The sequence below is a fragment of the Bacillus sp. FSL L8-0199 genome, assembly GCF_038005705.1.
Taxonomy (GTDB): domain Bacteria; phylum Bacillota; class Bacilli; order Bacillales; family Bacillaceae_G; genus Bacillus_A; species Bacillus_A cereus.
Genome location: NZ_JBBOTS010000003.1, coordinates 20616 through 35834, shown reverse-complemented (window position 1 = coordinate 35834; position 15219 = coordinate 20616). Strand labels below are relative to the sequence as shown.

Sequence of the window (15219 nt, the reverse complement as noted above, 5' to 3'; positions counted from 1 at the left end):
TAATTACACAGATTAAAATATCTATTCGATTTCAAAAATAGTATAGGGAATGTATACAAAAAGATCACTTGTCTTGGAAACAAGTGATCTTTTTCATTAGATAAATTGCTACTTGCCAACAGCAGGTAGTTGTTATCCTATTCATATGTTCAATAGATATTATAACACATATTCTATTTATGTAGTCGGACTTGTTTCTAATGAAATGAAACAAAAAATATTTCAAAAGGTACCATTAATTATTTAGTAATTTAAAAATGCATTTTGTTACGTGAGAGGATTAGAAAAAAGACAACATGTATATTTGATTGTGGGCTATGCATTAAGTTAATCGTAGTTCTTTATGAATAAAAATAAATATTCTGGCAATGATGTAGACACATGGTTATCTTTCTCCGATTTCCTTATATGAGCAGTTAGCTTTTGCTAGCTGCTCTTTATTTGTACAAGATACTTAATTAACTGACTCACATATTAATATCCTGAGTTCCTGTCTTTATAAAATAGTCGTTATAAAATTTGTCCCGTCACGAGAGCGCTTTACTAAGTGCTTTTTTATGTTCCAACTTAATACAAAATGAATTTTTTGTGATGTTTCTCTACAATCCAATACACTTTTTCCTATCTACTATAGTTAGTGAAAAAATTTAAACCTCACTAACCATACTTGAAAGTGTTATAATTTAAATATTTTAAATATTTAAATTACGGAGGGTTAGAAAATGAAAATTTCAATAGTTTGTTTCGATAATTTCACTGATATAGATGTTTTTTTACCATGGGATTTATTAAATCGTGTACGTCTAGTTGGTGGTGTTTCTGATTGGGAGGTCCAACTATTAGGAACAGAAAAAACTCATGTATCTATGTCTGGTTTACGTATACCCATGACAGGAAGCATATCCGATATCCCTTCTGCTGACGCTGTAATATTTGCAAGTGGTAAGGATGTACAAAATTTATATAAAAATCAACAATATCTTAATAACATTCATGTAGATCCTCAAAAACAATTAATAGGCTCTATGTGTTCTGGTTCACTACTACTAGGAGCTAAGAAATTATTAACTGGCAAAAAAGCAACTACATATCCATCCGTAGTAAAACAACTTAAAGAATTTGATGTAGACGTTATTGAACAAAGTTTCGTAAACGAAGGCAATATTTCGACTGCTGCAGGTTGCTTTGCTGCACAAAATCTCTCAGCTTGGATTATAAGAACCCTAATTAATGAAGAAATGGTTGATACTGTGCTTGAAACTGTTCAGCCCGTGGGCAAAGGTTTATATTTTTAATTTCAAGTCATTTCATTACCCATTTGGACGAATTTACCAGGTTTTCTACCAAAAGATTCATGATATGGTTAATTAGTCGAGTACGTCATTACTTGACATTTACCCTTAGAAGCCCCGTTGATAAACGGGGCTTCTTTTATTCATGTAAAGATTTTAGTTTACTTTTGCTAGCTACCTTTCTCTTGTATAAACGCACCCTTTTTACATACAATATTAAAATCCAAATTAGTTCCTTTTAGGACGGTACCAATATGAACAAGATATTTAAATACATTTTAATCTTCTTTTGTGCAGTGTTTTATATTGCAATAACACCACATCACCATCGAGCAAAAAGAATGTATTCCTAAAAAGTAAAAAACGCCATCCTTTCTTATGATTTCTCAGAAAGAATAACGCTTTTTTTTAGGGGTTATTTTGTCTTGTCAAAAAGAGCTTATCTATCATTTTAGAAAGTTTTGGGACTTTGAGTATATTGCTTTATAGAAAAAAGGTTTGGGCTTTACAGGACTAGAAGAAGCAACTTTTAATTATAACATGCATAAATCTGATGAGAATTTAAAATTTCAAGAATGTTGGGTACATCGTGAATTTGTGGATGGAGAGGAATTAAGAACAGTTCAAATCACATATGAAGATAGTAAGATCAATAGAGCTGTTCGTTTATGGGGTTCTAAGAGAGAGAGATGGAAAAGTTCTTGCAATGACAATGGACTTTTTAAATATAAAAACCAAAGAACTTGAATGTGAAATTGATCTAATGAAAGATAAAAAATTTGAAGGTAGGAACCATAGAAATAGAGCCCTTTTTAATTAAGACTCTATTTCTATGGTTTCATTATAAACTTTTATATCCCACTACGTTTAAATAAACCAGATCGAAGCAAGCAAGAGTTAAAACGCTGGGTGTAGTTTATATCCCACACAGTTCAGATAAAACAATCTATCGATTTGCCAATATAGCATACGAACGCTACTTTATATCCCACTACGTTTAGATAAAACTTTGTAATTGCTAAATCTATTGAATGGGCAATTTTCTACTTTATATCCCATACAGTTCAGATAAAACCACAAGGGAAAAGATATTATGATCAATGATAATTTTATATCCCGTATAGTCCAGATAAAAAGCTACCTTGCTTACAAAGGTGGGTTAGCGCGTGGAGTCTTTATATCTCACATAGTTCAGATAAAACCTCTAAATCTGTTGATGTGAATGATAAAGCCTTTGCCTTTAAATCCCGCACCGTTCACATAAAACCACTTTATCCAGCTTGTGAGACATCAAAGAATAGCCTTTAAATCCCACATGGTTTAGATAAAAATGAATCGTCTTTTTTCTTTAAAGTTCTGTTATGATGTTTTATATCCCATACGGTTCAGATAAAACAGGACACTATGACCATGTACATGTAGGCTGGAAAGAGTTTACATCATACATAGTTCAGATAAAACGATATGAATGGAGCGTATGCGTTTTATATTTTTCACAATTTTAAATCCCACATGGTTCAGATAATACTTGGCATTTATATGGGTAATAACATAATGTTTAATGCCTTTAAATCCCACTAAGTTTTAATAAAACCTGTGCCGGTGCTGAAAATATACCAAAATCAGCAAACTTTAAATCTCGCATAGTTCAGATAAAACTCAACTTGAACAATGGCTTTACACCTTATATTGTATCCTTTATATCCCACATAGTGTAGATAAAACCTTCTCTATATACGGATGATACACATTATGTTAGCAATATTTTAACATATGTAGCAACTAACATTTTGCAGCGAATCATCGATCATGTTTTATAAAAACGAGGTTCACTGAAAATTACGGAAGTACAATTCCTATTCCCGTTATCTTTTCTTTATCAAAGTCATACTTACAATTTAAAGTGTGTATGTATTGAAGTCCGGGAATATCAATTTCCTTTATTTCAATTCCATATCGTTGAACCTGTTTTCTAGAAATAGAGGTTGTAAGCTTTTCGATTTGCATTCGTAATACTTTTCGCTGTTTCGAATCTTTTTCCTGTTTAAATGTAGTAAATAGCTCACGATTCTCTACATATATGGACCAGGGAATAACTTGATAATTATCAATATCACGCAGCAACCTTTGTGCTTCTGTATTTCCCATATCGTTTAGGGGAAGTGTATCCAGCACCTTTAAAGCTTGATAGAATTCATCTAAGTATTTTTTACTTAGATTTTCTGTTTTATATAATGTTTCGACGAGCTCCATTTTTGTTTTCTCACGTAGTTTTTGTCCGTTAAAAGACTCTAATAGTTTTAAACTGTTATGAACAATATCCTCATCGTAAACGAAACCGATCCCTTGTGCTTCTGTATAAACAAAGACATTTGGTTCTATACCTTCATAGGATCTTCCACGATAACAACGACCTAAACGCTGAAATAAGCTATCTAATGTAGAGATTTCAGTAAATAACAAATCAAAATCAATATCTAATGAAGCTTCTACAAGCTGTGTGGCAATCCAAATTCCACTTTGTTCTTCTCGGTTTTTATCATTTGGTGCGAAGTTCTTAATTTCCTCTTCTAATACGACGCGATCCTTTTGAATAAATTGTGTGTGTAACAGCCTTATATTTTCATTATTAAACAACGCATATATGCGTTTTGCCTCTTTTACGGTATTAGCAATAATCAATACACGTTTATTTCGTCCAGCTTCACGAATATGTTCTAAATCTTCGTCAATGATTGTTTTGCGTACAGATATGCGGTGACGAATTAAGTCATTATAGAATTCCTTTTTTACAAAATCACTTACCTTGATTTTGCCTCGTTTCTCCATTGTTTCCATAAAAACAGTAGGAAGTGTAGCGGTCATAATCATAAACTTCCCGCCTATCTGGTATATCATTTCCAATGCTTTGAGTAAAACAGCTAAGATTTTCGGAGAATAACCTTGTATTTCATCTAAAACTATCTTAGAGTACGCCATTGTGGCCAAGTATTTCTCATATCCTCGAAATAAAAATGGAAACTTCAAAATTTGATCAATTGTGCTAAATGTTAATTTTTTACTCAATAAACGAGACTGTTCATAGATAAGCTCATTGGTTTTGTGATCATTGTTTAATGTTTGTAGAAAATCCACACTACCACTGTGTAGCAACCCAGCAATTGCTTGCCCCTCTTCATCTACATATCTCATTCCATTTGTTACACGCTCATACAAGGCATTTAAACTTACACGGATAGGGAGTGTAATAAAACCTTTAGCTTCATCAATCCAAAATAAAGAAGCTTCTGTTTTTCCCATACCAGTTTGTGCGACAGCCACAATATTCTTGTTTCGATTCTCGTAAGAAAAGAGTTGTAGATTGAGTGGTTTATGGCCATTCTTTTTTAGGAATTTATCGACATAAGTCCCAATTCCATTGTCCGCATGATATTCCACAAGTTCTCCTGCAGAAGCCGCATGATCTACACGATTTAAAAGTCCCTTTACAAGCACAAGAAGAGGATATTCTTTATCTTTTTTCTTAATTGGCTTCCAACCTATAGTTGTAGTATCAAGATCTTTATTAATAGAACAGCACAATTCTTGCTCCAAACGGTCTATTTTCCCTTTTAAATCTGGTAAAACTGTATTTAGTATTTGAGCATCAAACATTACGTTTCGTACATGATGATGTGCAATTGCCTCTTTCACAACCCGTTCTGTACTTTTGGAATAATGTAATTCTAAAAATGGAACACAAAGCAAGGAAATAAAAGCATGAGGAACATTAGGATACTTTTTTTCTATTTCTTGCTTTGTTAAAGGAGATAATCCCATATTAAGTTTAATAATTTGTTGGAATCCCTCATAAATCTTTCCCGCATCATGGTATTGGGCAGCTACATGTGCAAGTTGCCAAATCTCTTCTGAAAACAGGGATTCATACGAGTGTTTTAGTAGAGATAAATTTTCTAATACCCGTCCTGTGTGTTCTTGTAGTGTTTCAAATTCTCCTGTTTGCTGGTCCCACTTTGCATAAATGTAATCCTCCATGTTTCCCTCCTTAAAAAAATCCATGCCTACTTATAAGGCATGGAAAAATACAAAATAACCATCTTCATCTTCCAAATACTTTGGTGAATTTAATCCTTCTCCTTTACGGAATAACTGCGTTTGAACCGTCTCCCAAGTACGAATTCCTTGTTTCACTTGATATACCGTATTTAAACGATAGGAAACCCCTTTATAATTCATATAATCAAGGCGATCAACAATGCAATGACGTGGTATATAAAAATCATTTTTGAGTTTGATAATTTCTTTTGTATGCCTTTCGTTCAACGTTACCAATTTCACGTTTTCAATGACTGCTAAATCTTCACGTCGGCCAAGGCTTGGTGCTTCATTGATATTTTCTAATGCTATTTGTAATTGTTCCATTACATCTTGTGCGGCACGTACATGGAAAATAAGGGAGATTTCTTTTAGCATATGAACATGCATGGGCATTGTTGTAACTTCTTTTGACTTGTAAAAATGGTGTGTTTGCAAATCAAACAGCTTTCCCTCATGAGTACCTTGGATGCTAATTTCCATTGGAATTAATTCATTTGCACCTAATACATAATGTAAGAACCCCTTTACCGTACTGTATGGTGGGAGAGGATAAGTTTCCTTTGCTTTTTGTGCCATTGGTTTCTTATAACAAGCGGTTTGTTGGTACAACTTTACTTGTAATGCTGCACTAGCCGACATAATAATTCTCCACTTGTTGCAATAGATAATCGAGCATACCTTGAATTGTATGGGTTGAGTCGCTTGAAACAAGGTTTCGTAGCTCCTCTTCATTCGCGAAAACACCAGATAACAGACCAACATGCGTTTGTTCTTGTACAGTATGACTTATACTGCGGCGCTCTAAAATTTCTTGTAGCATAATAGAGTCTAAACGGTATTCACGTTTTGCCGAAACTAATTGTGTACGACCTAAGAAATAGGGTTGATTAATAGCATATAGACCACCAATTACAAACAAAGGGGATAAATCCTCTTGTCGCCCTCGGATATTACGATTTAAGGAAAATACAATTTCTAAGAATTCTTTGATTCGTCTTGCCTTTTCTTCAGGTGGTAATTCAATTTCTCCATCTACACCAATTTTATCTAAATCAATAGTAATGGTATAAGAATACAAACTCGTATGCCTCTCAGATGTTGCAATATTTGGGTTTTCTTTGATACGTGAAGCATGTCCTAAATTTGTTAAAAATTCTAAGTCTCCTCGGTATGGTTCAAGAGAAACAGCATGAGACAAACGAACGCTAGCTGGACGTTTGTTCCCCATATCACCTTTTACAGTTTTCATGTAACCGAATAAATCCATTTCTTCTGATTCCTGAATAGTAGCACTAGGAGAATATTGAACTACGCTTTTGTTTTTTCCTTCCCCTTCCCCTTTGTCACGGCCAACTGTATCTAAGTTCCAAGCATAACGTTCAGCGCCTAAACGAACCATATCGTATCGAATAGCTTGTCGTGAAGCAAATGTATGAATATCTCCATTTCCACGATTAAACTTCTTTAATTCTGAGACGTTACCGATCCCTTCTCCATAATTTAATGAATCTCCTTGAAACACGATTGTTAATGTTAATCCAGTCATTAGTTTGTTTCCTCCCCTTCTTTTTTATAGGGTTTGTCATTTAATCCGGATAGTAAAGCACTTGCAATACCTTCAAATTCACTACTATGTTCCCTTGTAGCATCCACATACATAGAAGTGTTCTTTTCCACTAATAAAAAGGTGCGGAATAATGTTTCAAAGAATTGTTGACGGTTATTGGTAGTTAAGGCATTTAACAGACGGTAAGTAATGCCTGGAATCTTATTCTCCATTCTACGTTCAGTAAGCCTTCTACGTACTTCGCGTCCATCCATTAGCGCATAATGGATTCTCTTTTGCATAGATTCATATTGCGCTTCTCGTGTTTCGTTAGACATGCCATAACACTCCTTTATCCTATTTAAATGAAACATAGCCAAAGTGGCCGCATACGTATCATAACTGGAATAATTGTTATCTACGTTTTTCCTCAATTGAATAGTGATATCACGAAAAAAATGCTCTCCATTTAATAATTTACGTAGGATTACGTTCCGAAACTGTGGATATTTAATATGATCGATCTCTCTTCCTCCACGCTCTTGAAGGTATTGAATGGCATGTTCTGATAAAAAATTCTGTGTAAGGGTCGTCTTTTTTCCACTATTTTGGAATTCAACAATTAGCATATTTTTAGAGATCCACTTTGCTTTATCTTTGGCTTCTTTTAATGTGTTGTATAAAAACAATTCAAAAGGATTGTTTTGCTTTTTATTGGTAACAAATAAATCATTAATTTCCGCTAGTGTATCAAAATCCTCATCAGTTTGAATAAAGGAATAAACTACTGTATCTTTGTCTATATGATCTCTATAGAGCCCAAAAACAGAACAAAACATGATTAATCGATAAAGATTAGATATAGGAAACATTTTTTGATTATTCCATGTGTAATTCGTTGCATTTGCTATACTGACTGCATTTGGAAGAAATATCGCTTCCGTGTAATCGGTAAGAGCAAATTGTCCCTCAATAACAGGACAATACAGTAATTCATCCTTCTTCAGTTTCGTGATTGTTTGTTTCGCTAACTTTTTAATATCTTCATCATCAGATTGCTGTATTATTTTGTTTAAGTCTTCTATTGCTTCGTTAGTGCTGTTAGAAGAACGAAGAACAGAAAGAACCTCTTGTTCTAGTAAAATAGGTTGAACAAAGTCTCTGGCAAGGAATTCTTCATGCTCTGAACGATTCAGGGTACTGCGTGATCTTTGTAAGAAACTTGTTTGACCATGCAGTTCTCCTAAACGAAACCGAATCATATTTAATGTTAGTACTTCATTTACTTGTTCTTGCTTTAACAACTTTAAGTAATCTTTTGTGATTGTCTTTAATTCTTCAATAGTTGATACATCTTTTTTGCTGCTAAACAGTTCCTTTAAAGCTCTAGCTTCAATTGGCAAACGCTTATTCAACTTATTTTCTGTACCTTTAATATCAGTAAAGATAGAGTCTTTAGAACGTTTAAAATTGGATGTAGCGGATGTTAGAGAATTATTCATCTTATTTTCTTTTTCATTTGCAACAGAAAACATATCAAAAGCATAATTGAAAAACCATTTCGGAAAATCGTGAAGCAATATTGGATCAAAATCTATATATGTCTCTTCGTTTTCAAATAAATCTGTTTCAGCATGCTCTAAAATACGATAAAACCCCAAAATACCAGTGTTCGTAGCCCAATCTTCTAAATATAATCGAATCATTGGTACTCCACGGACACGCATCCGTATCCTTGTGATTTTTTAAAGGATGTACCGATTTGACGAAGGATTTCTAAGTCTTCCTGATTTCCTTTTAACAAGAATGTTCCCTTATAAGCCTCAAAGTGTTGGTAGTTTGGGATATTTTCAAATTTTTCTTTTACAACTTGTTTTGTTAAATTCATAGGTATGAATTGCAAAGGTCTTTTCAAGCCTTTTCCATGATAATTACGTAAAGTCATGTCACAAATGTAATTAAAACCCTCTTCATAACCTTCTTCTGTTGGAGCAAGAGGTTTCCCATCGCGGTTTTTAATAAAAATAGGGGAAAGGGTGCGGAACACTACTGTATCACTTTTCACTTTGACTTCCGGTAGAATAGATATGTTTTTCTTCTGTAGTTTGTATCCTTTGTACTGACATTCTTTAATTTCGTTTAAACCATCTACTAAGTAAGAGATAAATTCAGGATCAGGCGAACTAATAATCCAGTCCAATCCGTTCTGAAGGAGGAATTCATCATTTTCTAAAATATAGTCTTTAAGATAAACAGAAAACGTAAAATTCTTACTTTTTTTATTTGGTTTATTCTCAAAGATATATAGGTTCTCTGCATATACTTCGTTGGATATTTTTAGAGCTTCTTTTATAAAGCTCACAAACATAAAACGATATGAGAGAGGAATTACTTTGCAAGTAAAGCTCACTTTCAATCTCATCATCTTCCTCCTCGCTTTCTAATATAAAACTATTATAAATTATCAGAAAATTAAATTTCAATAAATGTGTAGGAATAAATGGAAAAATATTTTTGTTCAAATAAGGATTTTTTCCCGATTCGATATAGTAAAATTTAAAGTTTAGCGGCACTTCCGTAATTTTGTATTGATCATCCGCTATTATCAAACGTGTAGAAACTCTTACTATGATAAGGAATTTTAGCATGTTGTAAAAGAGTACAAAAAACACCATCGATGTTTTGTTGCAAGATGTTGGTTGCTACAAGTAGTAAAATGTTGCTATCATAAGGTATACCATCCTTGTGTAGATAGGATTTTATCTGAACTATGCGGGATATAAAGTTAACAAATATATAAAACGCATACGCTCCATTCATATCGTTTAATCTAAACTATGTGGGATTTAAATCAGTTATTGAATATCGCTGCCATTAGGAAGTTTGAACGTTTTATCTGAACTAAATGGGATATAAAAGGAGGAGATGCAAACACTAAAGGTGAAATTGAATTTTTTACCTGAATAATGTGGGGTATAAAGTGACAACTCTTTTCACAAAAAATTCTGCCATTCCGGTATTATTTGAACGATGTGGGATTTAAATTACGGAAATCAACTGGCTTAATTTTTTTGAGTTTTTAGGTTTTATCTAGACGTTGTGGGATATAAAGGTAATATAAGCAACACCTGTTATTGGTTTTGGAGCATTTTTATTTAAACTAAGTGAGATATAAAGTTGTGAAAAATATAAAACGCATACGTTCCATTCATATCGTTTTATCTGAACTACGTGGGATATAAAGTACCATAGCACTGTGAATGTCATTGTCGCATTTATTGTTTTATCTGAACTACACGGGATATAAAAGCATGTTTACCAAACTTGTTTATAACTCCCTCAAACATTTTATCTGGAACTATTTGGGATTTAAAATTAGTTGAATGTTCATATGATCCTCCCCATCTACCTTATTATCTGCACTATGTGGGATGTAAATATTGCCGTCTTAGCATCTCGCTTAGGGTCAACCATTCGTTTTATCAAAACATAGTGGGATATAAACTACGTATGGACAGGTAGGGCGCCACCAAATTTTGAGTTTTATCAAAACGTAGTGGGATATAAATTCTTGCCAGCCTACATGTATATGGTCATAGTGTCCTGTTCATCTGAACTACACGGGATTTAAAAGTTATACAAATCCAAGTGCCGATGTTTTCAATTTCTGATTTATCTAAACCATGTGGGATTCTTACAAAAAGGAATAAATAAAAGAAAACGCTCGGAAGAGATGGGATAATTTATGTGAGCAAGCTGTGGTTCTACCCAGAGAACAAAGATTAAGCTACTGGAAGATATCATTACAGTTATGTTGCGATTCAACTATGTTAGGAAAAGAGCTAAAGAAACGTGGACTGTATCGTAAATTTCACAAGGATATCAAACAAGATGATTTTTTATAAAAAGCTTTGCGAGATTTTACGCAAAGCTTTTATAATGCCATGTAATTATAATAATAATTTTCGTATTTCTTCCGTAGTAAGACCTGTGAATTTTGCAATATCTTCTAATGGCATACCATTCTTATGCATACCACGGATTAATTGGATTTTTCCTTCTTCAATTCCTTCTTTTCTTCCTGTTTGAATCCCTTTTTCTAAACCTTCCTCTAATCCTTCTTCACGAGCGTGTGCCAACTTGGCTTGTTCATCTAGAAGTAACTTTTCACGAGCCTCATAAGCCGTTCGGAATGAGGAGTCATGGCTCATATTTTCCCATTTATTCATTGCTTTTTGTAAAATTGGATCTTGATTCATCGCAATCTCCTCCAATGTTTGAGTTAAATGCTCATCTTCATGTGCTGGTAGTAATAACATCCAACGGACAAATACATTTTCCCATGGATTTACTTTTTCTTCATGCCATTGTTTGACCAATTTTGGAATTTCAACAAAATGGATTTCAATATCATCACTTAGTATCTGCTGTTTTTTGCTATTCCATAATTGTCCTATGGTATGAAATGAATCATCCTGGGAGAATAATATAAAATCTAATAAGTTAATGGTAATTGTTTTCCGAAGTGAACGATAGGGCATCCCCTCTTGCATTTGGGATGTATAGAGTTTACTCCAGTAATATAAAGATCGCTTCACCATATCATGTGTATTGCGAAGTTGTATCTCTATATTCACTTGCGTTTCGTTGTCTAATGTTGCTAATAAGTCTAATATGGATAACTTATCATCTTCATAAGATTTATGAAGATGTGGATCTTCTAGTTGTAGAGAGGCAATAGGTGCATCTAAAGATTCTTCTAGGATAGCGTTTAAAAATCCAATTAAAATTTCTTCGTTTCCCTTCGTTCCAAATAACTGTTTAAACGCGAAATCAATTCGTAAATTTACTAATTTTGTGGACATGGATTTCCTCTCCCTGTCTTTCATTTCTTCTTACTATTTTATAATGTAATTCTTTATATAAGCAAATGCTACTTTTACCATTGTATCTCCAATTCATCACAGTACACATCTAATTTCTTAAATTATCATTCAATAGGAAGGTATTTTTGTGAATCTCTTAAATGTAAAATTTGATTGTATTTTTCTTGCCTTTGTTCCCTCCAATGTTCTCGTTGATTTTTAATGATTTTTTTCACATGACACCATTCTGTAGAAGGATTTAGTTTACTATCTTTTATGTCTAATTTAGTAATTTCATTATAATTCTCGTGCCTGTTGTTATGCCAGATAAGTTCTTCTTGTAATTTAAATATTGGAGCTAATTCAAGCGTATCCATATTTGCAAGAGGTTCATGATATTCGGTAAATAATAGATACTTTACGATAGGGAAGTGTTTGCAATCAGAATCAATGGATGGGACCCCATTAATCAATCTATATTGTTGTTCCTTTAGAGATACATAATATTCGTCATTTGATGTGTTTTCTATTTTCTCTAAAAAAATATTTTCTGTAATTATGATAGGTTTGTTCCCCATAGAAAATCTGTCTTTAAATATATGAAAATGACAGTCACCATGCATATGAGCACTAATGGCATTAATGTTAGAGTTATGAACCAAATCAATTAATATATTACCTTTTGCTTTACCATCTTTAATTGTTCGAAATACAAAGATGCATCCATAAATAAAATCATTATGATAATCAATCCCCACAAAGTCATATCGGTATTTTGGGTTCAATTCTAATGGTTTGTTATATCTAAGTCCTATTGTTAATTCGTACATTATTTCCTCCTATAATTGAGTTCTACCTTCACCTTTATTAGAATCATTGTATCAATTTAATTCGGAGTATGGCCACTTGGAATTAAATTTAAATCAATGCTCCACGTTCTACGGAAATAATCCGAATAGATAGAATAAAAAATAATTTGATATAATAAAAGAGGGAAATTTAAACCTTAACAAGGATGGTGTTTTATTATGTTCGGGAGTCCGTTTTATCATGAACCACAAAGAAGAAACGTAGAAGAACTGAGAAGTAATAATTCCTTAGAAATGTGGTTAAAAGTGGGACAAAGGTTAGCACATCCACTGTATGTATATAAAATAGAAATTACAAAAATAATGGCATTTGAAGAAGAGACATCTTATAGAAGCCGATATTCTAGTGCGGAAATTTATGTGAAACCATATTTAGATGAAAAGGATGAAAAATGTGTGTTTAAAGAATACAAGATAGATGTTGATGTAATAAACAAGGATAAATGGTTTCTAATTGATAATATGGAAGGGTGAGTATTTTGGAAACGTTAAACATTCATAACGGATTGTCTGGAAAATTTTTATCAGAATGGCATCCTACTAAAAATCATGGGATTAATCCAGATGAATTAACTAATGAAAGTTATGAATATATTTGGTGGATATGTCCTGAAGGTCATGAGTGGGGAATGAGCATTTACGATAGACAAAAGAAAAAAGAATGTCCAAAATGTTTAAGGCTTAAAAAGGCCACAAAAAGAGCTGAAGTAAAAGAAGAAAGACAGATTAAAACTCTTGAGGAAGTAGATCCTGAGTTGGCTAAGCAATGGCATCCAATAAAAAATGAGGGTATTACTCCAGATGCTGTTGTATTCGATGAAGGAAGGGTACGTAGATGGTGGCAATGCAAAAGAAATCATGAATGGGAAGAAACGATTGAGAGTAGACATAAAAATAAAAGTGTTTGCCCATATTGTGCAAATAAGAAGGTATGCGAGGATAACTGCTTAGCCACAATTTATCCAGAAATAGCAAAGAATTGGTTTGTATTTGAAAATAGCACGTATTCTGAAGTTAGGACGGCATATAATGTGATGTATAATTCTTCAGAGGATGCGTATTGGATTTGTGAAAAGGGGCATGTATGGAGAGAAAAAATTAGTGAAAGAGTTAAGAATGGAAAAGGGTGCCGGAAGTGTGAACTGTTTCAAAATTCTTTAGCTCTTTTAAATCCTGAGTTGGCTAAAGAGTGGAATTTTACTAAAAATGAAGGACAGTATGGAGTTAAAACTCCTGAGGAAACTAAGATTAATTCTAGCCAAAGCGTTTGGTGGCTTTGTAGCACTTGTGGAAATGAATATAAAGCACAAGTAGGTGCTAGACATAGTGGAGAAATAAAATGTAAGGTTTGTCACCCATCACAAACAAAAGGAAGAATTGCTACTCAAAAAAGAAAAGGGAAATTTGAGATGTACACTGACATGGAAGATAGACGTGTTATTTTTGAAAATCAATTAAAAGAAAAAATAATACGTAACGAAAATGAATGAATTTAAAAATGGAATCGTTAGATAAAAGGCCTGATATCGCAAACAGGTCTTTCTTATGAGCTATATAGTACTTGATATACTAAAAGAAAAAATTAGGATGATATGGGTATGCCAACAAAGGAATTCAAAGATACAGTACAGCATTTTTCTTTATTCTTATTAGATAAAGGAAGAAAATCATCTACAATTAAACGTTATGTTTATGATATTGAAGATTTTGGTCAGTGGTTGCAAGAATCTAAAAGGCTTCCATTACACAATATATGGACGACACTTAATACAGAGGATTATGAAGAGTATTTTAATGTTTTAAAGAAGCAACGAAATTACTCAGATAAAACGATACATCGTGTTTACATTGTTCTAAGTAGACTTTATCAATATTTAGCCCTACCTAACCCAATAAAAGATATGAATCTTATAGTTCAGCCCAATCGTGCGTTACGTGATGAAGATTTTATTTCTAAAACAGAGGAAAAAAGGTTAAAGTACATTTTAACCTCATTAGAAGGATTAACAGAAAAACAACGCTCCGTTCGTCCAATACTTATGGATCGTAACATTGCTGTTGTGCATTTACTTATTAATAATGGATTGTCCTTACAAGAACTTGTAGGTTTACAGATGAAGAACGTCCATTTTGAAAATAACATGATCTTAATACCAGGAATAGTGGGGATAGAGAGAAATATTGTTTTAACTGAAGATGATAAAAAAATATTATTTAACTATTATAAAACTATTCCTGAACCTGTTCGTCCCAACTATCATAGTAATGATCCACTATTCGTAGCATTTGATTTTACTCGAAAAACTTATCATTGGTCATATGAAAACGATGCTCCAAAGACCTTAACAGAAATCGCTGTTCAAAAAATGATTCGACTTGAAGTTGAGAGAGCGAATATAAGAAAAGGAATTTCAGCACAACATCTACGGAATACATTCATTTTACGGCTAATCGAAAATAAAGTTTTAGAGGAAGAAATTATAAAACAGGTAGGTATTTAAATCTAAGCTTTCGTTAAAAAGATATTATGATTACATCCATTAAAAATA

10 protein-coding genes and 2 pseudogenes are annotated in these 15219 nt (G+C 33.0%); 5 read left to right on the top strand and 7 right to left on the bottom strand.

Annotation, left to right across the window (positions count from 1 at the left end; all coding sequences use genetic code 11):
* The first annotated feature begins 722 nt into the window (after positions 1-722).
* On the top strand, positions 723-1295 hold the full coding sequence (locus NST86_RS30575) for a DJ-1/PfpI family protein (RefSeq protein ID WP_086423973.1): 573 nt from the start codon (positions 723-725) through the stop codon (positions 1293-1295).
* A 417-nt stretch (positions 1296-1712) separates the two neighbouring features.
* Positions 1713-2112, top strand: a pseudogene (locus NST86_RS30570) (hypothetical protein).
* Between the two features lie 1019 nt (positions 2113-3131).
* On the opposite strand, the gene NST86_RS30565 reads toward NST86_RS30570, so the two are convergent.
* The 7 genes from NST86_RS30565 to NST86_RS30535 form a co-directional block, all read right to left on the bottom strand.
* The gene (locus NST86_RS30565; RefSeq protein ID WP_098617346.1) at positions 3132-5327 is read right to left on the bottom strand and encodes a CRISPR-associated helicase/endonuclease Cas3; all 2196 of its coding nucleotides are present in this window, start codon (positions 5325-5327) and stop codon (positions 3132-3134) included.
* A gap of 30 nt (positions 5328-5357) precedes the next feature.
* Positions 5358-6029, bottom strand: a complete 672-nt coding sequence (gene cas5b / locus NST86_RS30560; protein ID WP_098617347.1) for a type I-B CRISPR-associated protein Cas5b — start codon at positions 6027-6029, stop codon at positions 5358-5360.
* Positions 6019-6936, bottom strand: a complete 918-nt coding sequence (cas7i, locus tag NST86_RS30555; protein WP_098617348.1) for a type I-B CRISPR-associated protein Cas7/Cst2/DevR — start codon at positions 6934-6936, stop codon at positions 6019-6021. Before cas7i ends, cas5b begins: the two co-directional genes overlap by 11 nt.
* Positions 6936-8642: a type I-B CRISPR-associated protein Cas8b1/Cst1 gene (gene cas8a1, locus NST86_RS30550; protein ID WP_340935164.1), complete on the bottom strand. Its 1707-nt coding sequence runs from the start codon at positions 8640-8642 to the stop codon at positions 6936-6938. The genes cas7i and cas8a1 overlap by 1 nt, the downstream gene beginning before the upstream one ends.
* Positions 8639-9358, bottom strand: coding sequence for a CRISPR-associated endoribonuclease Cas6 (cas6, locus tag NST86_RS30545; protein WP_086423979.1), 720 nt, complete (start codon positions 9356-9358; stop codon positions 8639-8641). The genes cas8a1 and cas6 overlap by 4 nt, the downstream gene beginning before the upstream one ends.
* A gap of 1528 nt (positions 9359-10886) precedes the next feature.
* Positions 10887-11801 carry an Rpn family recombination-promoting nuclease/putative transposase gene (locus NST86_RS30540; RefSeq protein WP_086423980.1) on the bottom strand — a complete coding sequence of 305 codons (915 nt, stop codon included), beginning with the start codon at positions 11799-11801 and terminating at the stop codon, positions 10887-10889.
* A 125-nt stretch (positions 11802-11926) separates the two neighbouring features.
* Positions 11927-12631 carry a hypothetical protein gene (locus NST86_RS30535; protein ID WP_086423981.1) on the bottom strand — a complete coding sequence of 235 codons (705 nt, stop codon included), beginning with the start codon at positions 12629-12631 and terminating at the stop codon, positions 11927-11929.
* Between the two features lie 198 nt (positions 12632-12829).
* Here NST86_RS30535 and NST86_RS30530 point away from each other — a divergent pair, with 198 nt between their 5' ends.
* The 3 genes and pseudogenes from NST86_RS30530 to NST86_RS30520 all read left to right on the top strand — a co-directional run bounded on the left by NST86_RS30530 (position 12830) and on the right by NST86_RS30520 (position 15214).
* Positions 12830-13144, top strand: coding sequence for a hypothetical protein (locus NST86_RS30530; protein ID WP_086423982.1), 315 nt, complete (start codon positions 12830-12832; stop codon positions 13142-13144).
* Entirely contained in the window at positions 13141-14160 is a 1020-nt protein-coding gene (locus tag NST86_RS30525; protein ID WP_086423983.1) for a zinc-ribbon domain-containing protein, read from the top strand. The genes NST86_RS30530 and NST86_RS30525 overlap by 4 nt, the downstream gene beginning before the upstream one ends.
* Before the next feature lie 108 nt (positions 14161-14268).
* Positions 14269-15214: pseudogene (locus NST86_RS30520) on the top strand (tyrosine-type recombinase/integrase).
* The last annotated feature ends 5 nt before the right edge of the window (positions 15215-15219 follow it).

What these genes read in the sequence shown, in the direction of transcription:
- NST86_RS30575 (WP_086423973.1), top strand. Translation starts at nt 723, where the DNA reads ATGAAAATTTCAATAGTTTGTTTCGATAATTTCACTGATATAGATGTT.
- cas7i (WP_098617348.1), bottom strand. Translation starts at nt 6,936, where the DNA reads ATGACTGGATTAACATTAACAATCGTGTTTCAAGGAGATTCATTAAAT.
- NST86_RS30535 (WP_086423981.1), bottom strand. Translation starts at nt 12,631, where the DNA reads ATGTACGAATTAACAATAGGACTTAGATATAACAAACCATTAGAATTG.
- NST86_RS30540 (WP_086423980.1), bottom strand. Translation starts at nt 11,801, where the DNA reads ATGTCCACAAAATTAGTAAATTTACGAATTGATTTCGCGTTTAAACAG.
- cas5b (WP_098617347.1), bottom strand. Translation starts at nt 6,029, where the DNA reads ATGTCGGCTAGTGCAGCATTACAAGTAAAGTTGTACCAACAAACCGCT.
- NST86_RS30565 (WP_098617346.1), bottom strand. Translation starts at nt 5,327, where the DNA reads ATGGAGGATTACATTTATGCAAAGTGGGACCAGCAAACAGGAGAATTT.
- cas8a1 (WP_340935164.1), bottom strand. Translation starts at nt 8,642, where the DNA reads ATGATTCGATTATATTTAGAAGATTGGGCTACGAACACTGGTATTTTG.
- NST86_RS30530 (WP_086423982.1), top strand. Translation starts at nt 12,830, where the DNA reads ATGTTCGGGAGTCCGTTTTATCATGAACCACAAAGAAGAAACGTAGAA.
- cas6 (WP_086423979.1), bottom strand. Translation starts at nt 9,358, where the DNA reads ATGAGATTGAAAGTGAGCTTTACTTGCAAAGTAATTCCTCTCTCATAT.